Annotated in this window: 20 protein-coding genes; 17 read left to right on the top strand and 3 right to left on the bottom strand. The window is 36.7% G+C overall.

Annotated features, from left to right (window positions below; all coding sequences use genetic code 11):
- Nucleotide 1: 1 nt before the first annotated feature.
- From ACQ76T_RS12795 to ACQ76T_RS12735, 13 genes are all read left to right on the top strand, one after another.
- A complete protein-coding gene (locus ACQ76T_RS12795) occupies nucleotides 2-295 on the top strand; it encodes a DUF2752 domain-containing protein (protein WP_431343669.1) in 294 nt (97 codons plus the stop codon).
- Nucleotides 296-700: 405 nt separating this feature from the next.
- Nucleotides 701-1,105, top strand: a complete 405-nt coding sequence (tssD, locus tag ACQ76T_RS12790) for a type VI secretion system tube protein TssD (protein WP_431343668.1) — start codon at nucleotides 701-703, stop codon at nucleotides 1,103-1,105.
- Nucleotides 1,106-1,251: 146 nt separating this feature from the next.
- Complete coding sequence (locus ACQ76T_RS12785) at nucleotides 1,252-3,183, top strand: type VI secretion system Vgr family protein (protein WP_431343667.1); 1,932 nt, start codon at nucleotides 1,252-1,254, stop codon at nucleotides 3,181-3,183.
- A gap of 1 nt (nucleotide 3,184) precedes the next feature.
- A complete protein-coding gene (locus ACQ76T_RS12780; protein WP_431343666.1) occupies nucleotides 3,185-3,355 on the top strand; it encodes a hypothetical protein in 171 nt (56 codons plus the stop codon).
- A 64-nt stretch (nucleotides 3,356-3,419) separates the two neighbouring features.
- Nucleotides 3,420-4,457: a DUF2931 family protein gene (locus tag ACQ76T_RS12775; protein ID WP_431343665.1), complete on the top strand. Its 1,038-nt coding sequence runs from the start codon at nucleotides 3,420-3,422 to the stop codon at nucleotides 4,455-4,457.
- A gap of 6 nt (nucleotides 4,458-4,463) precedes the next feature.
- Entirely contained in the window at nucleotides 4,464-6,011 is a 1,548-nt protein-coding gene (locus ACQ76T_RS12770) for a phospholipase effector Tle1 domain-containing protein (RefSeq protein WP_431343664.1), read from the top strand.
- A gap of 362 nt (nucleotides 6,012-6,373) precedes the next feature.
- A complete protein-coding gene (locus tag ACQ76T_RS12765) occupies nucleotides 6,374-7,321 on the top strand; it encodes a DUF2931 family protein (RefSeq protein ID WP_431343663.1) in 948 nt (315 codons plus the stop codon).
- A gap of 31 nt (nucleotides 7,322-7,352) precedes the next feature.
- Complete coding sequence (locus tag ACQ76T_RS12760; RefSeq protein ID WP_431343662.1) at nucleotides 7,353-8,387, top strand: hypothetical protein; 1,035 nt, start codon at nucleotides 7,353-7,355, stop codon at nucleotides 8,385-8,387.
- Between the two features lie 21 nt (nucleotides 8,388-8,408).
- Nucleotides 8,409-9,440, top strand: a complete 1,032-nt coding sequence (locus ACQ76T_RS12755) for a hypothetical protein (RefSeq protein ID WP_431343661.1) — start codon at nucleotides 8,409-8,411, stop codon at nucleotides 9,438-9,440.
- Between the two features lie 2 nt (nucleotides 9,441-9,442).
- Nucleotides 9,443-9,931 (top strand): DUF4280 domain-containing protein, encoded by a 489-nt coding sequence (locus tag ACQ76T_RS12750; RefSeq protein ID WP_431343660.1) that lies wholly within the window; start codon nucleotides 9,443-9,445, stop codon nucleotides 9,929-9,931.
- Nucleotides 9,932-9,942: 11 nt separating this feature from the next.
- Nucleotides 9,943-12,645, top strand: coding sequence for an OmpA family protein (locus ACQ76T_RS12745; RefSeq protein ID WP_431343659.1), 2,703 nt, complete (start codon nucleotides 9,943-9,945; stop codon nucleotides 12,643-12,645).
- Nucleotides 12,645-13,727: a hypothetical protein gene (locus tag ACQ76T_RS12740; protein WP_431343658.1), complete on the top strand. Its 1,083-nt coding sequence runs from the start codon at nucleotides 12,645-12,647 to the stop codon at nucleotides 13,725-13,727. The genes ACQ76T_RS12745 and ACQ76T_RS12740 overlap by 1 nt, the downstream gene beginning before the upstream one ends.
- A gap of 173 nt (nucleotides 13,728-13,900) precedes the next feature.
- Nucleotides 13,901-14,614: a hypothetical protein gene (locus ACQ76T_RS12735; RefSeq protein ID WP_431343657.1), complete on the top strand. Its 714-nt coding sequence runs from the start codon at nucleotides 13,901-13,903 to the stop codon at nucleotides 14,612-14,614.
- Nucleotides 14,615-14,719: 105 nt separating this feature from the next.
- Here the strand turns inward: ACQ76T_RS12735 and ACQ76T_RS12730 are convergent, their stop codons facing one another.
- From ACQ76T_RS12730 to ACQ76T_RS12720, 3 genes are all read right to left on the bottom strand, one after another.
- Entirely contained in the window at nucleotides 14,720-16,255 is a 1,536-nt protein-coding gene (locus ACQ76T_RS12730) for an endonuclease (protein ID WP_431343656.1), read from the bottom strand.
- Nucleotides 16,256-16,450: 195 nt separating this feature from the next.
- Complete coding sequence (locus ACQ76T_RS12725; protein ID WP_431343655.1) at nucleotides 16,451-16,978, bottom strand: DUF4136 domain-containing protein; 528 nt, start codon at nucleotides 16,976-16,978, stop codon at nucleotides 16,451-16,453.
- A gap of 1 nt (nucleotide 16,979) precedes the next feature.
- The gene (locus ACQ76T_RS12720) at nucleotides 16,980-17,162 is read right to left on the bottom strand and encodes a DUF5522 domain-containing protein (protein WP_047420972.1); all 183 of its coding nucleotides are present in this window, start codon (nucleotides 17,160-17,162) and stop codon (nucleotides 16,980-16,982) included.
- A 39-nt stretch (nucleotides 17,163-17,201) separates the two neighbouring features.
- On the opposite strand from ACQ76T_RS12720, the gene ACQ76T_RS12715 reads away from it, so the two are divergent.
- The 4 genes from ACQ76T_RS12715 to hemL all read left to right on the top strand — a co-directional run bounded on the left by ACQ76T_RS12715 (nucleotide 17,202) and on the right by hemL (nucleotide 21,057).
- Nucleotides 17,202-17,528 carry a hypothetical protein gene (locus tag ACQ76T_RS12715; RefSeq protein WP_431343654.1) on the top strand — a complete coding sequence of 109 codons (327 nt, stop codon included), beginning with the start codon at nucleotides 17,202-17,204 and terminating at the stop codon, nucleotides 17,526-17,528.
- Nucleotides 17,529-17,725: 197 nt separating this feature from the next.
- Nucleotides 17,726-18,634 (top strand): 1-aminocyclopropane-1-carboxylate deaminase/D-cysteine desulfhydrase, encoded by a 909-nt coding sequence (locus tag ACQ76T_RS12710; protein ID WP_431343740.1) that lies wholly within the window; start codon nucleotides 17,726-17,728, stop codon nucleotides 18,632-18,634.
- A gap of 15 nt (nucleotides 18,635-18,649) precedes the next feature.
- On the top strand, nucleotides 18,650-19,708 hold the full coding sequence (locus ACQ76T_RS12705; RefSeq protein WP_431343653.1) for a glucosaminidase domain-containing protein: 1,059 nt from the start codon (nucleotides 18,650-18,652) through the stop codon (nucleotides 19,706-19,708).
- Nucleotides 19,709-19,767: 59 nt separating this feature from the next.
- Nucleotides 19,768-21,057 (top strand): glutamate-1-semialdehyde 2,1-aminomutase, encoded by a 1,290-nt coding sequence (hemL, locus tag ACQ76T_RS12700; RefSeq protein WP_431343652.1) that lies wholly within the window; start codon nucleotides 19,768-19,770, stop codon nucleotides 21,055-21,057.
- The last annotated feature ends 64 nt before the right edge of the window (nucleotides 21,058-21,121 follow it).

The following is a 21,121-nucleotide window of genomic DNA, read 5'->3' as shown; positions in this document are numbered from 1 at the left end:
AATGAATATTGAAGACTTTATGCTGACCTGTCCCAGCAAAAAAATTCTGGGTGTGGAATGTCTTGGATGCGGAGCACAGAGAGCTATAGTCCTCGTTTTTGAGGGAAAATTTTCTGAAGCTTTTCATATGTATCCGGCAGTGTATACTTTATTATTGTTTTTTTTTACCCTTGGTTTAAGTTATATTGACAAAAAAAGGAAATACGGAACCTTTTTAATGAGTCTGGTTGTCATCAATCTTGTTATTATAATAGTGAGTTATATTTACAAACATTACTACTCGGATTTTCTCTAATTAATTTCTGAATTTGACTGGTTAGATTAAAGGTAAACCTCATAGAGAAGTACACTTAAGATGTGAAATCGATGATTTTCATAAATCTTACGTGTACTTTTTGTTTGTAGTGTGTTCTTTTACATTGACTTAAGTTTTTACGCTTTTCATTGTATGGTATAATTTTTTTAGGAAGAGTGATTTTTTTAATTGTTAAAATATTGATTGTCAGTGTTTATTTCTGTTGAATAGATTTTTTTAAGAAAAAAAGATTAAAATATCGTTTCCGGATAGAAATTGTCGTAGAACTACTACAATTTCTGAAACTCTTGTTTAAAAACTTTTTCAATTAGAACATGAAGCCTATATTTGTTATTCAAACCTTTTATATACGGGAGTAATCACTAAAGATTAAAATGTAAGAATATGGCAGGAAATTCAAGAGGAATCTTAAAATTCAATGGAGGTGAAGCTCAAAAGCTGTTGAAAATGAATTACAGCGTATCAAGATCTACAGACGTTTCAGGACGTGTCGCTTCAGATCCGTCAAATGCATTAATTAAAGTAACAATAGAAGCAACAGAAAAATCCGACATTTTGGAAAGTTTACTCAACAGTAAATATAAACCGACCAACGGAGAAATCAACTTCAACAAATCTCATGAAGAAGGAACACTCATCTCTTTGAAGTGGGAAAACGGATATGTGATCCAGCATGAAGTAGACTTTGACGCAATAGACAGCAATAATATGCTGATCAGCTTTATTATAAGTGCAGAAAGCGTTACATACGGAAATTCTTCTTATGACGGACTTTGGCCCTTAAGCTAAACCTTCAGGAGTAAGATATAAAAAGACTGTCCTTATAAGACGGTCTTTTTTACCCTTTATTAAAACCAAATCTTAAGAATTTTTTGCTTATTTAAAAAAATCCGTTTGATTGAATAATCTGAAAATTAAACAACTCATCACAAAATATGTCAAATAATCCTGAAAAATCAAGAACAACATCCTTTCGGCCTACCCAGAATGCAGATGGAGTATCTGAAAATCACCATACAGGAATCAACAGATTGGTAAAACTTTCTCTCGTCATTGAAGGGAAAATTATCAAATATTATAAACACTTTAAGCTTAAACAAAGTACTGTACGTCATCACGAATTTACGCTTACCTTAGCACATGATACGCTTGGTGACAGGCAAACCCACTCTCTTGAAGAAGCCAATAAATTTCTGGGGAAACGCCTTACAGCCGTCATTTCGTATAAAGATATAGACAACAGTCCTGAGAGAACTTTTGTTGGAGTAATTACAGGAGTAGGTTTCAGCCAGGAACAGATGAGCCTTGGGAATATTATCCTGACAGGCTACAGCCCAACTATTCTTCTTGATGGCGCTCCGCATATCCAAAGTTTTGGAGGTTCTCAACCTGTGAATATAGGAATTATCGCGGAAGATGTTATTAAGCAGGGGATTGATAAAAGCCGTTTTGACATCAGAGTGGATGCCAACAATTATTCCCAGATCATTTACAGCAGCCAGTATGATGAAACCCATTACAATTATCTGGCAAGAATGGCTGAAGCGTATGGCGAACAGTTTTATTATGACGGTGAAGTTCTTCATTTCGGAAAACTTCCCCCTCAGAACAAACCTATCACATTAACGTATGGAAGCAGTGCTCATGACATCAAAGTAGAGTTGAAAGCTGTGCACACGAGACCACAATTCTATGGTTACAATAGTAATAAAGATGAAAAACTCATTTCAGGTTCAACACCCATTAAGCATGTAGGTGATCTTGCGAAAACAGCATACAGTCACAACGACTCTATTTATAAAACTCCGGCTTTACAGGTCGCTCCTATTAAGGCAAACACCCATCTTGATGTAGAATACTCACAGAAAAGTGCATCAGGAAGTGAAGCGGTTAATGTTTTTTCTGTTTCCGGAAATACAACGGTTCCATTTCTCCATCCAGGGTGTGTTGCAGATGTACAGATGCGTAAACCTGATTCTAATGAAACATCATACTTCACCAGAATTATGATTACAGAATCTGAACATGAGATTGATACAAGAGGACATTATACAGGAAGCTTTCTGGGAATTGCTGCAGACACCGGATTTTTACCCAAACCGGATTTTACTGTTCCTAAAGCAGAGCCACAGACAGCAACCGTGATTTCCAATACAGATCCGGAAGGGCAGGGAAGAATACAGGTGAGATTTGACTGGCAGACGAATGACAGTACTCATTTCATTCGTATGATGAGCCCTGATGCAGGAGGAACCGATCAGATTACCCAAAACAGAGGATATGTGGCCATTCCGGAAGTTGGAGATCAGGTAATGGTTAACTTCGTTCACAGTCATCCGGACAGACCTTTTGTAATGGGAGGAATGTTCCATGGCGGAGTCGCTTTAGGAGGCGGAGTGAACAACCATTTGAAATCTATACAGACAAGAAGCGGAATAAGAGTTCTCATGAATGATGAAGAAGGAAGTGTTACTATTCTTGACCCTAGCGGAAATAAATATTTTATGGATGGTAAAGGAAATATCAGCATGACCGCTCCCAAAAACTTTACACTGAATGCAGGCGAGAACATAAGCATTACAGCAGGAAAAGAAATATCAGTAGGGGCAGGAGCCAGTATTACCAGTACGGCCAATGAAGATATTATTTCTATTGCCGGAAAAGATATGAGACTTACGGCCTCAGGAGACATCATGGAATCTTCAGATACGAGAACCGAAATGATAGAAAAAGAATTCAAAAGACAATCCGAAACCTCTCATGAAATAGCGGGCGAAATATCCATGTTCAGCGAAATGGAAAATATGACGATGCAAAGTGGAAAAATTGTAGAATTCAACAGTGCAGAAAAATCTAAATTGTTCTGATATGGCTATTATAAAAACAGCAACCAATATTACAATCACGGTTAAAGATTCCTATCATCTGAGTGTAGGAAAAAAGGTGGAGAAAATAGCAAAGAAGATCAATGTAGAAGCACAAAAAGAAAATTTGGTTTTAGCTAGTAATAAGAAAATCGTTTCTCATGGGAATAAATAAATTAAGAATCCTGATTTTTTTCATCATAGGAAGTTTCTCATTAGTAAGTTGTCAAAATAAAAAAATGGAAGAAAAATTTAAATGGACAGGAACTTTGTCAGCTCCTAATGAATACCCGATGCAGGCCTATTACGGAGAACTTATTGCAGACGATTATCAATTTCCGTTTTCCGATATCTGGGGAATTGTTGGCGGAGGCTGGGGAGAACCGGGTAAACATGGTGGTGGTACAGATACCCCTGTAAAAGTCCCTCATACTTTAGAATTTACTTGGTATTCCTTGGTCGAAAATAAATTTTACGCAGGGCATTGGGAGCTCGATACTAAGAAAATTACTCAGCTATTCAACGAAGGGTTCAGTCAAACCTATTTTGATTCTGTGAAAAAGGGAACCTATGAAACTTTCGTGATCGGATTGGGACCCAAAGGAAAACTTGTCCTGTGGTTATATGGCGATGGACATCAGGTGGAAGTTGGAAGTTTTCAAGGAAAAGAGATCAACATTACCAAAGACGAAGCGTATGATAAATTTAAATACGTATTCGAACCCCAATATAGAGAAGATATTATCAGCGATCCGGGAATCGTAAAACCTATTGTAACTGAAAAAATAAAAGAAGACGGTTATCCGGATCCCCAGTTATATGAAATTTTTAGAGAAAAATTGAATTGGAGCCCTAAGGTAATTCTTCCAGCGGGAAGTACTCTTGAGAAAAGAAACTTTTATCTGGCTAATGGAGAACGTGAAAGCACACTTCAAGACAATTCCGCAGTTACTTTACCTTATAAAAAACGGGCAGTCCCTTATCTTTTTTACTTTCAATGGAAAAATAAAGAAGGCAAAAAACAAAGCTCACAGGTCGTATTTACAGGGAATCCAAACTATATAAAAGATGCCAGCAAAGTATATAACGGTACCTTCCTTCCTCTCGATTTTGAAAAAACCGATATGTATAAAATTTTTGGTGGATTAAATAAAGACCTTCCTACAGACATTATTATCGATATAAGCAGCGGAACCAAAGCAGAAGTATCCATGGAACAGAACGGTAAAAAATATCCGATAAAACAGATGGATCAATATGTAATTCAAAATAAATAGGAGCAGATGTCAAATATAGTTTTTGGAAATTATTCACCACCTCCACCACCAAAAGGAGAGATAAATATTAGAATCGGTATTTTTTTTGACGGGACCCAAAATAACAGAAGTAATACCAAAGCAGGAGGAAACGAACCTGATTATAAGAGAACAGAAGAAGAAAAAAAGAAGTACGATAAATATTCTAATAAAGATGATGATAGCTATGAAAATGATTTATCCAATGTTGCAAGAAAAGAATATTGGTACAATACAGAAGATTATGTTGCAAAAATATACATAGAAGGAATAGGGACAGAAAATCTTAAAGCAGATAGTGATGATCTTACCGACCATCTGGGAGTTGCCTTTGGAGCTGGTAGTATGGGAATCCGTGCCAAAGTGAGAAAGGGCTGTGAAGAGATTGTGAAGAAAGTTATTGAACTGAAGAAAGACAAACGGGTCAATACCTTAACCCTTGATGTATTTGGATTTAGTAGAGGGGCTGCAGCAGCAAGAAATTTTGTATACGAAATAAACAAATCAAAATATTATCCGCTTTCTTATGTGCCTCCCGTACAGGGAGCCAAGGCCGTTCCAACAGATAGCGACGGCTACTATACCGCATTAAAAGAACTTCCGGGAAGAGGACATTTGGGCTTGAAACTCCAGGAACAGAAAATTAATATTGAAACTATTTCCGTTCGGGTATTAGGATTGTATGATACCGTTTCTTCTTATGATCCCAATGCCACCAATAAAACGATAAGCCCTGATTTTACTAATGATGTCGAGGAATTACATTTAAATACATTGAAGGCTAAGAAAATTATCCATTTCTGCGCATCAGATGAACATAGAGAAAACTTTATGATCACCCTCACCAGAAATGCGGGTGGAAACGACTTCTTTCTGCCCGGCGTGCATTCAGATGTTGGAGGATGTTATACCCATAATATGAAGGAACTGAACAGACAAATCATGGATCTTGACAATACATGGGGAGACGGATTAAGTGATTCAGACTATGACAAAATTTTGAATAATGATTTAAATGACCTCATTGAACAAGGGTGGTTTAAGAGAAGCGAAGTAGTCGCTCCAAACTCATGGCACGAAACCCATATCAATAGACAAGGCATTAGCAATAGATATAGTTTTGTTACATTACAACTCCTTACCGAGATGATTAATGAAACGTATGAGGGAACTTTTAACTTAGCAAAAATAGCCGAAAACTATAAAATACCTAACGGAACAGAAAACAAATACTATCCTCTGGACTTAACCAAAGTAAAGACCAGGCTTCAGGAATATATCAAAGGAACCAAACCCAAAATGTCTTATTATACCAATAAAGAGATTGAAGCCTTTAGAAAGCAGTGGGAACAGAAAAAAATGACAACGGAAAAATTCAATACCATTGTGAATGATCATAATATGCTAATGGATTTACGAAACCGTTATATTCACTGGAACTCAAGATTCGGGGAAATTGGTTACAGACCCAATTATACGTTAGATAAAAAAAACCTGAAAGTAACCAGATGGCGTAGAATTGCACCTAATTCATAAAAATATGATAAAATATACAATTACAAGATTTATAATTCCATTGCTGCCTTACCTCGTGTTTTTTTTAATGTTTGCTGAAAATAATTTTAAAAGACAACGGTATAATATAGATCTATTGCCGCTGTTTTTATTCTTAATAGCCCTTATCTATCTTTTAATAGAAGCATTTTTCAGGCGAAAGGATAAAAATAAAATGATGACAAATTTGGTGATAATTGTCGTTTGGATAATCATTTATTTTGTTCTTCCTCATAGAACAAATTTTAATTAAAATAATACAATGCAATAACTTTCGAGATATGAAAAAACTATTTGCCTACTTACTGATATTTCAATATCTCCTAATCTCTTGCCAGAAAAATATGAATAAATATGAATGGCTTCCTACCGAAAGCTCTCCCAAAATGTATCCTATGAATATCTACAAAGGAACACTGTTTTTGGAAGATGGAAGTACAGTATATATACCGTCTTCAGGAATTTCTAATGAAACGTGGGGACATATTGGCTCCACCCACATACAAGGAAAAGACGCAAAAGCAATTCCAGTAAAATTGGAAATTAGTTGGGCTTCTTTTATGGAAAGAAAATTTTATAAAGGAAGTTGGGATCTGCCGGTAGAAAAGATAAAAGAACTTTTTAATAAAGGAATTATCAATTGGCGTTCCGGAGAAAAAGAGAATTACTCCTATATTATTACTGGATGCGCTCCCGGAGGTGTGGTAGTAGTTTGGATGTACGGAGGTGATCAACAGATTGAAATTGCAAGGTTTCAGGCCAAAGAAACAGAGATCAGCATGGCAGATTATGTCCCTGGAAATCCCACCATTTCGCGTGATACTTTTTTTGATATCAGTAGCTCCGTACCCGAGGCCTATGAAAACCTAAAGAAAAAAGGAATTCCCTATGGGATATGGGATACCTATCGTGAAAAATATAGATGGAAACCGGAAATTAATATTCCAAACTACAAACTGGAGCATGTCATCGTAGAAATGTTTAATGGAGAAATGGAAACATTATTCGGCGCTGCACTCAATGACAATCAATTTAAATTAAGAGCTGTACCAAGATATTTTTCTTTTTTATTTTCAAATTCGAATGGAGACAAATACGTGTTTGAAGTAAAATATGCAGATGAACAGGAAATGTTTGAATTATTTAAAAATGTTGACAAAACTAAGCCCGTAGAAATTATACTGAAAATGAATGGAGATTTCAGTGGCAGACAGTTGATTTTTAAACAGGAAAATAAAGAGATTTTTATAAAAAAGATAGATTTGGATAATTTCTGGAAATATCAGGAATAAGAATATTACTCTAGAGTAATACAATAAGATCATGCAGAAGTATAACAAACACATTATTCAGAAAGGTGAAACCCTAAAAACTATATCAGCGCTCTACAATCTCGATATAGGAGCTCTAAAGTTATTTCATAATAACCTGTGCCCTGTAAAAGATATGATTCTGATAGAGCTTACCGTACAAAAAGAAATATTTATTCCGAGAACGGCAGTTGCAGATAAAAATCTTTTGGTGAAATTCGGAAGAGGAAACAGTCTCATTTTCCAGCCGTACCACTCGTTCTATAAATATGGAGTGATCATCAATATAGAAACAGGAGATCATCACAATGAATTAAAATATGAGGTTTCAGTACGTTGGGTAAAGCATGAAAACAATCTGCACTTTTTTGAAATAGACAGAATCTCGAACCTTTATCTGAATGAAGAAGAGATCAATGAAATAGCAGATATGCTTGCTTACAAAACCTCAAAAGTATTATATCCTTTACAGATCAGCGTCAACGAATCCGGGAAATTCAATGGAATTGAGAATCTGAGTGTTTTTAAAGAAAGGTGGCCCAGTGTTAAAGATGAGGTATATAAAGAATTTGATGGTGAAACTGTAGATGAGTATTGCCAAAAGATTGAGCAAATAATAGAAGAACCGGATGCCATAGATCTTTATCTTAAAAATGACTATCTCATCAGAACCTTATTTCTGGGAATTTATCAGAGTTTTGGTCCAGACTTTCAGATTGAAAGAGAAGAAACCTTTCCGATAGTCAATAATCCGATAGAGCCCCATTACAAAATTCAGATAGAAGTTGATCCTCTTAAGAACGAGTATCATCTGGTCAATATTGAAGGCAAAGGCAAATTATATGAAGAAAGAACAACACACGATTTTATCTCAAGATCACCCTTTTCACTCATTATAGAAGAAAATCCTACCATGAACGAAAACGGAGATTTCAGAATCCAATATTATCTGAACGGGAAAACTTTACTCCCGGAATCCCTGTATCTGGAATGCTCCATCATGTTGAAGGAAAAAAAGAAAATATCAGTAGCGATTGCCGCTATTTAAAAATAAAAAAACCAAAGCAAAATGAAATTTAAATTACAACAACATGTTATCACACTCGCTTTATTGCTGTGCTTCAGTCTGTCTTTTGGGCAGAAAGTTGAATTTACAGTACCCCAAAATATAGAAGCCTTACAGAACATTATTTTTAGTTTCAAAAATGAATTTACAAATGATGACCCTAAAGCAGCAGCAGCTGATGACGATAATTTTTCTACCACAATAGATCTTTATAATCTGAAATACGATAAAAATAGTCAAAATCCTTATCTCGATTTGGCATTGAAAAAAGGAGCCAAACCGAAGCAATTCATAGAAGAGGCCAACTGGAAGATTACTTTTGATAAAATTTCTAAAAAAAGTACCAAAGTCAGTATTTTCCTTGAAAGAGTAGTTCCCGACCGTTTTTCCCAAAAAGAGGTAGATACGAAACTCACAAAATCTACAGGAAAAGTGGAGAAAGAGATCAAAGAATTTCTTTTGAATGGTAAAGAATCAAAGGCAGCAGAAGACTCAGATGAGATGATTGTGAATATTGTAGAAGGACCAGGCGATCCCGCAGCCGATTTTGAAAAAAGAAACGCTATTGAAAAAGTAACTTCAAAAAAACTGCAGAACTTATTCAATAAAAAACAGTTTATTCCCCTGCCCACTACTCAAGAGGCTATCACAAAACTTTTACAGATACAACCCAATGAACTGGAATGCAAAGACTGTAAAAATGGAATATATGCCAGTTGGGACATCGATGAGGTTTTTAATCTGATCCTTACAAAACTGAACGATGGTCAGGAATATTACGCATTGCAATACTATGGCGATAAAAAAGTAGCTGGTTTGCCTTATGGGCTTGTTTTTAATGAAAGTTCACCCTCAGAATGCAAAGCAAAATTTGCAAAATACAATGCTCAGCTTTATCAGACAACGGTAGATACGGGTGAAAGCTCTTCCACAGCACTTACGGTGGTTACCTTTAAAATAAATACATCCTTCATCCGTCTGGAATTTGGAAATGATTTCCTGACCAGACTTTTTGTTTCAAATAAAGAACAGTAACCATGGCAGAAAAACATATTGTAGTGCAGGGAGCCATGTGCAAATGTCAGTTTGGGCAAGCTCCGGACAAACTCAAAGTACTTACCCATCAGAAAGAATATGCCAACGATAAAAGCGCTTCAAAAAAACTCATCGTAACCACAAAAGAAACTGGGGGTTCTACCTTTGAAAAAAATACATTCGGAAACTGTACAAAACAGGGAAGTCCGCCGCCGCCATGTAAGATTATGGTTACAGAATGGCAGAGTTTTTACGACAAAGTACAACTCAGCAACGGTGGCTTTATGATTCTTGAAGACAGCAAAGCTATTTGCGCTATAGCAGGAACACCATGCATTGAAATCATAGATCATGGTCAGAGGGCAGAAGCCAGTCAGCAGAATTTCAAGAATTCAGATAAAGATGTACAGCAACAGATCAACCCTTTGGTGGATACAGAATCAATGTATAATGAAGCACCTTCACACGGTGGGGAAGATGATGTAATTTAAATGAAAATACAATGGCGAAAGGCGTTAAAAAAATAAAAATTACAAAAGGACTTTACTATCCTAAAATGTCGGTTTTAGGACAGAGAATTACCATAAAACCAGATCAGTGGGTGTATTTTGGAGTAGATGACTGGTTGCCGGGAACTACCGCTGAAGACAAAAAGAAAGAACTCATATGGATGAGACAGAGCAGTGACAAACAGGTTATCGTTGCTCAGCTGCCATCTTCTAACGGTTATAAACTTATGATTCCCAAAAGAATTTGTGGAAGCTATCATTATTATATAGAAGCCAGCCTTTCAGGGGTACGAGATAAAAAAAATCCGACCGGACTGTATGTAAAAGGCTGGTGTGATCCTAAAATCATCAGCAGTAAATGGACGCTTCAAAGAGGAAGCAGCAACAGTATTAAAAACAACAAAAAAGACAAATATATTTCCTACGGACAAACCGTTTATCTGAATTTGCTTACCGAAGGACTTAATGGAAATATTCTTACCATAGAGCTTTGGAATCAGCAATTGGCCAGAGACGACAAAAAGATCTTTGTCTATAACAATGTTCAGGTAATAGATGGTGAAGTGAATCTTAAGATAGATAATACTTATGCATGGATGACTGCCGTGAACCGAATCACGGATGTGGAAGAATTTTATATTAAAGTAAAAGATGTAGCTTCAAACACTTATATTAAAGATAATTTGGGAGACGATCTTCATGCCATTTATCTGAATGTAAAAAATAAAGTAAGCTCTACCAATGTTAATGTAAGCCAGAACCAGACCCCTACTAAAGTATACAAGCCGGATGTAAGTACCGTACGATATGAACCTTGTAAATTTGAACTTATCAAGATTACAGAAATCGGAAAAAAAGAAGGTAAAGCCGATAATACTACCGTTAAAGTATTTGAGGATGGTAAAGGCTTGAAGAATATCAGCGCTCCTCAGGAACATATTCAACGGACTATTTTCTTCAAATTCGATTCTACAATCATTGATAAAGATGGTGAAGCAGTACTGAACAATATTTTAAAATTTCTTTTAGAGCATAAAGGAGCAACGATCAGTCTAAGCGGTTATGCTTGTGTGATAGGAAAACAGAACTATAATAAAAGCTTATCACAGAGAAGGGCGGATGTTGTTAAGAAGTTCTTTGGAGATGGTGGGTTGGACCGAAGCAGGATAACCGCTTCCGGAAAAGGAGAAGTAGATCCTACCGATGATAAAATGGGACGGGATAATATCAAGTACCGAAACGAAGAGAGCTATGAAAATAACAGAAGAGTAGACATCTCTTTTGTATTCAATGCCCACAATGCCCAAACCATTAGCTATGAAGTTGTAGCACCTACCGTTTCTACCAAAAAAGAACTGATCATCGATGTAGTCGGTTTTGATACCAAAATTTGCTTCAGAGACAGTAAAAATAAACACAAGAAGGAAATATACATGGTAGATGTTGGGCAGACGATCGATAGTGGAGATACGAAGCAGACTTTCGATAAACCTTCCTTTCCTTATAAAGTATATTCTAATTTATCCAGATTTAATGCCGCTCCGTTAGCCTATATATGGCCAATGGCGACAAACCCCAATCAGTTTCATCTTCATGTTCACAGCTGTAGATATTTTAGTAGTGAAAAGACGACTCCTGTTTTAATTAAAGCCTATCCGGATATCAAATGGACCCTTGAGTTCTCGTTTAACTTTTCAAATGCTGCAGCCTACACTCATGGAAATCTCCCGGAATACAGCAGACAGAATCCACTTCCAGACGATGTGAAAGATATCACGCGCGATATGAGAAAAGCTCAGTCTAAAGCTGTTTCTTCAGGAAAAGAATCCGCCAGACTGAAAAACAGCCCTGAAATGCTTAACAAGTTTGGATTAAAACTTCAGGCTGAATGGGACGGCGGAACACAAAAGACAGACTATGGAGGTGAGTTCGCTGAAAAATTAAGAAGAATCCTTGGGATTTTTATTAGGTACAAAGAAATAGCAGACCGTGTGAAAGGTACTTTAGGCGGTGCCGTGATGAAAAGCTCCAGCAAACCTCCCTTTATGTTTGAAGTGGAATCTCCTTCCTTGAGCACCTCCGTAAGCTGGTATCTGGAAAGAGGGGCCGGGCAGTATGACAAACAGATTTCAACGGTAGGAACTTTAAATTTTAAGGCAGATCCGCTGGTAGGAGCCAATTTTGTGATCGATCTATTAGCCGTAGGAAGCAGAATGCACCCTTTTGTGGCCGCTTTTGTAGCCGGACTGCAGGGAACACTTGCTCTTGCCAACGGAGGAATCACGTTAGAAGCCAAATTTTACGGACAGTTCAGTGTAGATTTTAAAGCCCTGGAAATTAATACCCTCGACGGAGGAATAAAAGGAGGGAATCTCGATCTGGGAGCAAAATTGGGCCTTAAAATACTGCTTAAAGTAAGTGCTTCAGTCGTGGTAAAAGGATTTTCCGCAAAACCTTTAATAGAGATTAATGTAACGGGACAGTTTGATGCTTATTTCTCTGCCAAACTCTCCATAGATTCGGAAGAAAAGAAAGGCCTTTATGTAAAACCATTTGTGGGATTCTCAGGATTGATTGTTACCTTTGAAGTAGAAATCGTTATCCGTGGAATAAAAACAACCCGAAAATTTGGTAACGAAAACGATCCTTTCCTTAAAGCGGACATCGATGATCTACCCAAATTCTATTTAACATAATGAAAAAAATACTTTTTTTAAGTGTATTTCTGATAATTGCTTCCTGTAATAAATCCATATCACAGGAAACCATCAATGAAGTTAAGAAAAATGAAAACTTTTGGAAACAACGAGACAAGATGATTACAGACAACGAAAAAGATAAAGAATACCCGATTAGAAAAGACAGAATTGTCAACGAAAAAAGAGTGAATTCCATCGATATTCACAGCCAGAGTATACAATTTGAAGTGTATGTAGATGATGTGCTTTTGTATAACTTTAAAGGAGAAGCTTCACAGAACCAGGGTGGTGCAATAGGTGCTCATGAAATCAACCCACTTTTGCTAACCAGCGGGACCCATGAAGTGAAGGTGAGAATGTATCCCGCATTGGGACAGAATGTTTTCGGAGACGCCGGAGGTTTGAATCTGATCTTTTTCCATTATCCTTATCCCGACCTTAAAAAAGTAACCTACAATCCTGCAATGAACGGGGCAGAAGGTATTTTCCTCGATCAACAGAAAGAATATTGGGCAGCAGAAAAAGGAGAATACGGAAAACCAGGGTATGTAGAAGCCCGCTATGAGCCAAAAGTTGCACTGCCGCTTAAAGGGCTACCCGTTTATGAATGGCGTTCCACCTTTGAAGCAGACGTACCTTTTGATCTTGTAGGATGGAGAAATTCTGTTAACCTGAAGAAAGAATTTGAAGAGGATAAGAAACTGAAAGATGAGGTTATTGCAGAATATAGAAAGATCTATGACCTCATTAAAAATAAAGATAAAGAAAAGTTCCTTCAGCTGATCAAAGATAGGGAAGAGCTTACCTCGCAGACTCTTTATTACGGAGCCGCTGAAAAAGAAGCCAGAAGCAACGAATTCTTAAAGCTCTTACAAAATGATGAATATGAAATAGAACCATTGTTTGAAGAAACATTTTATCTGGAATTTCAGGGATATGGAAAACTCGTTTCTATCCTCAATAAAGCAGATAAAGAAGGAATCATCAGACTGAAAAATAAAAAGAATCCTGATGAGAAAATCTATCTGGACTTTTTGTTTCAGAAAAAGAAAAAAGGAGATAAGCTGAGTGTGATATAAATGAAGAGGCTGCTTTTCAAAATGGGGAAGCAGTTTTTATTTTTTTTAACTTTAGAAAAAATTATTCTCTAACTTAACATCCAAACAATTGGTTAATCTTACTTTAAAATTATCCTGATTTATGATCAGAACCGGATATGAACAAAAGCCTAAAAAAAACGAAATATCTTCTCATGCCAATCATTTTTGTGGGATTGGTATCCTGTGGTCAGCATAAAAAGAAATCCTGTGATGCTCATAACGAAGTTCAGAACAGCATCCAGACAGAACCCTTTAACCTTGCAGGCCTTCATATCGGTAAGAATATCAATAATATCTTAAAATCTGCAGGAGCAATGGCTGCCAGTGATACCGTAACGACGGATGAGGGTACCCTTGTAGGAAATGACAGGCTGGCCTTTTCATCAGAGAAATTACTGCACTTTAACGGAATAAGCCTAGACGGTAGAAACAGTAAAAACACCAATAAAGTGGTTTTGCATTATGGAAATGTAAACCCCGAAATCGGAGCTCTCGCCAACGAAAAGAATGATGAACTGGGAATGTATCAACTTGATATTTACACCGAAAAAGAACAGAAAGCACTTCTCGAAAATCTAAATAAGACTCTTCGTACCCCTTTTTTTGATACCATACGGGAAAGGTTTGAACCTGAAGGCAAAGACAGTGAAATCATTAGATCACCCAATAAATTCCGTCAGGAAGTTTCTATTTGGAAAAGCAATGATCTTATCTATTATTACTGTGAAACTGAAATAGAGAATAAACCCGATGAATCCCGCTCTAATCTGTTTGTTTTCAAAGATAAAGAATGGGAAGACTTTCTTAAAGATTCAGGATATCCGGATGCAGATAAAATCTCTTCGGAATGGTTGAAGGATCAGTGACCATATATGATCAGCAGTTAAAAAAATGATCAATTACAACGTTGATAATCTAAAAAGGTTGGTCTCTGTAATAGAAACCAACCTTTTTTATATACTTTTTTATAATTATTTTACCAAAAACTGCAACGTTGCTTGGTCCAGTTTTAAAATATAGACTCCCTGACCAAGGTTTCCGGTTCTGATGGAGTTCCCATTTCTGAAGGGCTGATCAATACTCTGAAGAACTTTCCCCTGGAAGTTATAAATCTCCGCTTTTTTAACATTCTTAATATCTCCCTTTACAAAAATTTCCTGGTTGGTTACCGGGTTAGGAGAAATCATAAAGCTAGGGGCAGCAACTTCCTGAGCAGAGCTCTGAGCCTGTCTCGCTGAAGAACCAGAGTAGCAGGTCCATGAAAGATCATCCACCGCAACTCTGTTACTAGATGAATTGTTCACCAGACTTACCGATACATTTCCTGAAATATTAATATTACTGATCGTTGTAGTAGTGGCAGAAGTATTGTATGGAATAGTTCCCACTTTTGTTCCGTTCACCTTTACATCAAAAGTTCCATTAGTTCCTGAAAACTTCAGCTGCGTTGTTACTGTTAAAGAACCAATTCCATTACCGGAGTTTCCAGAAGTTAAAGAACCATTTCTTATGGTAATTGCTCTGTTATTAACTGTTTGATCTGTTCTTGCATCCGTAGCCGTCCATGAAATTCCTCCGTTGCTCCATGTTTTATTGTCATAAGAGGCACTGGAAGCCGGAATATTTTCAAAATTTTCATTTGCACAGCTGCTCGAAGGATTAGTAGGGGTGGTTGGAGTCGTACCCGTACTGCCCGTACTGGATGATCCCCAGATAAGATTGACGTAATTTGGGTTATCAATAAAAGGATTTCTGTTTCCCTGGTATGTGTAAGAAGCATTATTTCTCTTGATCTCTGCCGAAGAAACAGGGTCCTGATTATGCCATGCAAGAAGAACATTAAGTTCCCATGTCTGTAATCCCGGGAATGTAGAACTTCCCAACATATTTCCCGAAGAAAAAGAAGATAATTTGCTTTGGTAACGCGTTACAAAATAGAAAATCATACGGGCAACATCTCCTTTAAACTCATCTATGGGCTCAAAAACAGTTCCCGAATATCCTGAAGATGAAGAAGAACCTAATTTTGATCCGTTTTTAGAAGTAAAAGTAGCACTTCCCACTTTCCCGAAAGGATAATTACTTCTCATTCCGTTGACCTTTCCGTCAGTTGCTCGGATGAAGTGAATATCGGCAACCATCGGTGATGCTTCATTGAAAAAGCTTTGAGGAATAATGTGTTCTCTGTTGTAGCAGTTCCCTTCAGTGGAATACGTCCCACACTGATTGGTTCCGGGGGTGTATTTATAAGGATCTGCACCCACTGGTTTTTCAGAATAAATATCAAGAATAGAACCATCATTTTCATAATCTCGATCAATATCTGTTGTTTTATAGGCAGTCCACAACCCATTGTACCCTTTGTCCTGATGGCCGTTGGTAATAATAGTGCTTAATGCAGTTTTCAGAGCGGCGCCACTCAATCCGTTAGCGGCATTGTAGTATCCTGCAGGAGCCTGTGCATGGGCCAATCCAGCAAATACTGAAAATAAGATGATTTTTTTCATATCAATACAAGTTTCAGCAAGAATACTACATTTTTATCAATAAGAAATTACATTATTGTTAATTTTAAATGCACTACATTCAATAATAGGTGAAAAATAAATGATGAGTAATGCATTATGAATACTGGAATTATGACATTCAAAAAAAAGCCGGCACAAAAAAATGTGCCGGCTATATAATGGATGATTTAAATTTTATTTTTTCTGTGGCGGATAGTTTTTCATAATCTCGGCCATGATTTCAGGAATCTGTCTTTGTTTCGATTTTGGAGAATCTACAGAAATTCCGCTTCCGATACCCTGCCATACCAGTTTATTGGTTTTTGCATCAATCAGATCCACAATAATGGCTCCTTCGTTGTAGTTGCTTGTCCATGTTCTGTTCATGCCAACACCCCATCCGAAGGGTCCGCCCCAGCCCCACATTCCGTAGGGAGAAGTTGTATTGATGTCGGTAACTTTTTTATGGTTTGCTTTTACGTTGATAATCAGATCAGGGTTTTCTCCGGATTGAAGTCCTTTACTTTGAAGCTGTCTCGACAGCTCATTTAAAACTCTGTCTTTATCAATATCATTCAGTTTTAGATCATCAATTCTGATTTTATATGTTTTATAAGAATTGAAATTGGCTGTATCAGCATAATCTGAGCGTATCTGAAAAGGGCTACAAGAAGTTAATCCCAGTGTAGCAGATGCCAACAAAATAAAAATATACTTTTTCATTTTATTTATTTTTTTTATCACTTTTAATGAATGTATCAGTCTTTTTATCGTACCCGTAAGGACAGTGTCTGCAGCCGCTTTTACAGCAGTGACCTCTTTTCAGATGAAACTTTTCTGTAAAAACTTTATACCCCTGTTCATTATAGTAAAAGTCTTCACCTTCTTTGATATCATAATGGGCCATAAGTTAAATGCAAGTCAAAAAACTTTTTATATTTGTTATATGATAATTGTATGCCAAAAGCCTTTAAAAAAATTAAAAATTAACGGCATTGCTCTTTTTCCCTTTATCTTCATTAGGAGACCCGAAGATAAGGAAAATAATATACTTATCAATCACGAAAAAATCCATTTGCGCCAACAGCTGGAAATGCTCATTATTTTTTTCTACATTTTCTATGTAATCGAGTATTATTACTGGTTTTTTAAGCTTAAAGACGGTGATCTTGCTTACAGGAGAATCTCATTTGAAAGAGAAGCTTACGCCAATGAGAATAATCTGAATTATCTCAAAAAAAGAAAATTCTGGAACTTCAGAAAATATTTGTAAAATCATAAACTTGGTGTCTTTCAATATAAAATTTGCATACCGCTTTATGCATTTCATTACTCATAAGAAAGCATAATCTGAAACCCAATCAGCTGCGAAAATCTGCGTCATCTGCGGTTAAAAAAGAAACCCTTCGCAACATCAAATCTTTTTCTACTTTTGCAAAGAATAAACCTTCAGTAGTTCAAAAAATCAGAATGCTATTACAACTTCCTACAGAACCTATTCCTATTCAGGAAATTCCTATCCATAAAAAGATAAAGCTTTTTATCAAAAGAGAAGACCTTATTCATCCTCAAATTTCAGGAAATAAATACTGGAAACTTTTCTATAATATTAACAGCTATTGGAAGAAAAATCCGGAGAAACCTTATGTCATTACTTTTGGTGGAGCATTTTCCAATCATATTGCAGCGGTGTCTGCAGTAGGAAACCTGGCAGGCATTCCAACATTAGGGATCATAAGGGGAGAAGAGCTGGAACATAAATGGCGGGATAACCCAACATTAGTTTTTGCGAAAAGAAACGGCATGAACCTGAAATTTGTCACCCGCGAAGAATACCGTCATAAAGAAAAACTGACAGAATTCCTTCAGGATGAGTTTCCGGAGGCATTAGTGGTTCCGGAAGGAGGGACCAATGAAAAGGCTGTAGAAGGGGTGAAAATGATGCTCAATGAACAAACAAAAGATTTTGACTATCTTTGCACCGCAGTCGGAACCGGAGGAACCGTTGCGGGTATTTCAAGGTTTTGTGAAGATAATCAGAAAGTTATAGGATTTAAAGCTGTTGATGATGCTTCACTGGAAAGTAAAATTTTTGAATTAACTTTGAAACAGAACTTTAATCTAATAGATTCAAGTTTTGGTGGTTATGGTAAAATAAGTGATGAAAATATCCATTTTATCAATGATTTTAAAGAGAAATATAACATCCCTTTAGAACCGATTTATACAGGAAAGATGATGAAGAAAGTTTTTGAACTGATTGATGAAGATTATTTTCCTGAAAACAGCAGAATTTTGTGCTTTCATACAGGCGGTTTGCAGGGGATTGAAGGAGCTAATCTGCTTTTAGAAAAACAGAATAGAAATTTAATTATATAAGTAAAATTGAAAAACATGAAAAGACTTTTTCTATCCATAAGCCTTTTAGTTTTATCAAAATTTTCAGCCCAAAGCTGGGCAACCGAAGATCAGTACATTCAGAAATTTGCAAAGTATGCAGTAGAAGAAATGGAAAAATACAAAATTCCGGCTTCTATTACCCTTGCCCAGGGACTTTTGGAAACAGGGGGAGGACAGAGCAGATTGGCGCTGGAAGGTAAAAACCATTTCGGGATCAAATGTAAAGAAGATTGGACGGGGAAAACAATGAAACACACAGATGATGCTCCAAACGAGTGCTTCCGTGTATATGAAGACCCAAGACAGTCTTACGAAGATCACTCCATATTTTTATCCACCAGAAAGTATTACGCCAATCTTTTTAAACTGGATATGAAAGATTACAGAGCATGGGCCACCGGACTGAAAAAAGCGGGATATGCTACCAACCCACGTTATGCTTCCATTCTGATCACCAAAATTGAAAAGTATAAACTATACGAATACGACAATACCAACTCTAACGAAGTATTGTATGCTGTTCTTAAAATGTATCCGGATCTGAAGGACGACAGAACTTTCATGGCACAGCTGGAACCATCTAAAGCCGGAAGGAAAGTGAAAGAACCGGTGACTGTAGAGGTTCCTTACAAGCAGACCTCTTATGCTCAGCAGCAGAAAAGAGTGGAAAGAATCAAAACGAAAGCGGAAATTCTTAACTCGATCCTGATTAAAAGCCACCCTAATGACGGTCTGAAATATGTTGTAATTCCTGAAGATACCGATATAAAATTCATAGCCAACAAATTTAAAGTTAGCGAAAGCCGACTGATGAAATGGAACGAGCTGGACAATGAAACGTTGAAGAAAAACGATATCGTCTTCCTTGAATCTAAAAACTCTACAGGAAATACAGCTACTTATAAAGCCGAATCTGGAGAAGATATGCACGATATTGCTCAGAAATTCGGAATTAAACTACATAAATTATATGCTAAAAACAGAATGGATGAAGGACAACAGCCATCTGCAGGGCAGCTAATTTATTTAATAGATAGAAAACCTCGAAACTAATTTTGTTGAGAATAGGTTATTATACATAATCTGCCTACCTCTCAATTTTTATATTATATATGAAGTATCAAAGAAGTTCGGCTTTATTTGATGAAGCCTACAAATACATTCCGGGAGGAGTAAACTCACCGGTAAGAGCATTCAAATCCGTAGGAGGAGTGCCTGTTTTCATGAAATCGGCAAAAGGTGCTTACCTTACTGATGCCGATGATAATACCTACATTGATTATATCAATTCTTGGGGACCGGCAATTTTGGGACACACTCATCCTGAAGTATTGGAAGAACTTAAAATCCAGGCAGAAAAAGGATTCTCTTTCGGAGCACCTACAGAACTGGAAACTGAAATTGCCAAATTTATTATTGAAAATGTTCCGAATATTGATCAGATCAGAATGGTTTCTTCAGGAACAGAAGCTTGTATGAGTGCTATCAGACTGGCAAGAGGCTACACGGGAAGAGATAAAATTGTGAAATTTGAAGGATGTTATCATGGGCATTCGGATTCTTTCCTGATCAAAGCAGGTAGCGGTGCCGCTACTTTCGGAAATCCAAACTCTCCGGGAGTAACAGCAGGAACAGCAAAAGATACGTTATTGGCTCGTTATAATGATTTTGAGCAGGTCCAAGACTTATTCCGTCATAATCCGGGAGAAATTGCTGCCGTCATCATAGAACCTGTTGCAGGAAATATGGGATGCGTTTTACCTGAAAATGACTTCTTACAGAACTTAAGAAAAATCTGTGACGAAAACGGAGCTTTATTAATCTTTGATGAAGTAATGACAGGTTTCAGATTAGAATTTGGAGGAGCGCAGGAACTTTTCAATGTGAAAGCAGATTTGGTTACTTACGGAAAAGTAATCGGAGGAGGACTTCCGGTAGGTGCTTTTGCGGGAAGAAATGAAATTATGGATCATCTGGCTCCAAAAGGAGGTGTATATCAGGCAGGTACATTAAGTGGTAACCCTTTGGCTATGAGAGCTGGATTAAAAACACTTCAACTGATTAAAAACGATCCTGAATTTTTCAACAGGTTAAATAAGACAACAGAAACCTTAGATTTTGAAATTGGAAAAATTTTAAATGAAAAAGGAATCGCCCATAGAATCAACAGAAAAGGTTCAATGATGTCCGTATTTTTCCATATCAAAAGCGTGTCTAATTTTGATGAAGCACAGGAAGCTAATCATGCATTGTTCAATAATTTCTTCCATCAAATGCTTGGAAAGGGTGTTTACCTTCCACCAAGTGGATATGAAACTTATTTCATCAGTGATGCTATAAAGGATCAGGAAATTGATATGACACTGGAAGCAGTAAGAAAATTTGAATATTCTAACGAGTAAAAATAAGTGAAACCGGATTTAAAAATCCGGTTTTTCTATGCAAAAGAAGTTCATGTTTCTTCGT

This window comes from Chryseobacterium sp. JK1 (genome assembly GCF_050632815.1).
In the GTDB taxonomy this organism is placed as follows: Bacteria; Bacteroidota; Bacteroidia; order Flavobacteriales; family Weeksellaceae; genus Chryseobacterium.
This window is presented reverse-complemented; position numbering and strand designations above follow the sequence as displayed.

Bases quoted from the DNA above. Each gene is read 5' to 3' on its own strand.
- ACQ76T_RS12795 (WP_431343669.1), top strand. From the start codon at position 2: ATGAATATTGAAGACTTTATGCTGACCTGTCCCAGCAAAAAAATTCTG.
- tssD (WP_431343668.1), top strand. From the start codon at position 701: ATGGCAGGAAATTCAAGAGGAATCTTAAAATTCAATGGAGGTGAAGCT.
- ACQ76T_RS12785 (WP_431343667.1), top strand. From the start codon at position 1,252: ATGTCAAATAATCCTGAAAAATCAAGAACAACATCCTTTCGGCCTACC.
- ACQ76T_RS12780 (WP_431343666.1), top strand. From the start codon at position 3,185: ATGGCTATTATAAAAACAGCAACCAATATTACAATCACGGTTAAAGAT.
- ACQ76T_RS12775 (WP_431343665.1), top strand. From the start codon at position 3,420: ATGGAAGAAAAATTTAAATGGACAGGAACTTTGTCAGCTCCTAATGAA.
- ACQ76T_RS12770 (WP_431343664.1), top strand. From the start codon at position 4,464: ATGTCAAATATAGTTTTTGGAAATTATTCACCACCTCCACCACCAAAA.
- ACQ76T_RS12765 (WP_431343663.1), top strand. From the start codon at position 6,374: ATGAATAAATATGAATGGCTTCCTACCGAAAGCTCTCCCAAAATGTAT.
- ACQ76T_RS12760 (WP_431343662.1), top strand. From the start codon at position 7,353: ATGCAGAAGTATAACAAACACATTATTCAGAAAGGTGAAACCCTAAAA.
- ACQ76T_RS12755 (WP_431343661.1), top strand. From the start codon at position 8,409: ATGAAATTTAAATTACAACAACATGTTATCACACTCGCTTTATTGCTG.
- ACQ76T_RS12750 (WP_431343660.1), top strand. From the start codon at position 9,443: ATGGCAGAAAAACATATTGTAGTGCAGGGAGCCATGTGCAAATGTCAG.
- ACQ76T_RS12745 (WP_431343659.1), top strand. From the start codon at position 9,943: ATGGCGAAAGGCGTTAAAAAAATAAAAATTACAAAAGGACTTTACTAT.
- ACQ76T_RS12740 (WP_431343658.1), top strand. From the start codon at position 12,645: ATGAAAAAAATACTTTTTTTAAGTGTATTTCTGATAATTGCTTCCTGT.
- ACQ76T_RS12735 (WP_431343657.1), top strand. From the start codon at position 13,901: ATGCCAATCATTTTTGTGGGATTGGTATCCTGTGGTCAGCATAAAAAG.
- ACQ76T_RS12730 (WP_431343656.1), bottom strand. From the start codon at position 16,255: ATGAAAAAAATCATCTTATTTTCAGTATTTGCTGGATTGGCCCATGCA.
- ACQ76T_RS12725 (WP_431343655.1), bottom strand. From the start codon at position 16,978: ATGAAAAAGTATATTTTTATTTTGTTGGCATCTGCTACACTGGGATTA.
- ACQ76T_RS12720 (WP_047420972.1), bottom strand. From the start codon at position 17,162: ATGGCCCATTATGATATCAAAGAAGGTGAAGACTTTTACTATAATGAA.
- ACQ76T_RS12715 (WP_431343654.1), top strand. From the start codon at position 17,202: ATGATAATTGTATGCCAAAAGCCTTTAAAAAAATTAAAAATTAACGGC.
- ACQ76T_RS12710 (WP_431343740.1), top strand. From the start codon at position 17,726: ATGCTATTACAACTTCCTACAGAACCTATTCCTATTCAGGAAATTCCT.
- ACQ76T_RS12705 (WP_431343653.1), top strand. From the start codon at position 18,650: ATGAAAAGACTTTTTCTATCCATAAGCCTTTTAGTTTTATCAAAATTT.
- hemL (WP_431343652.1), top strand. From the start codon at position 19,768: ATGAAGTATCAAAGAAGTTCGGCTTTATTTGATGAAGCCTACAAATAC.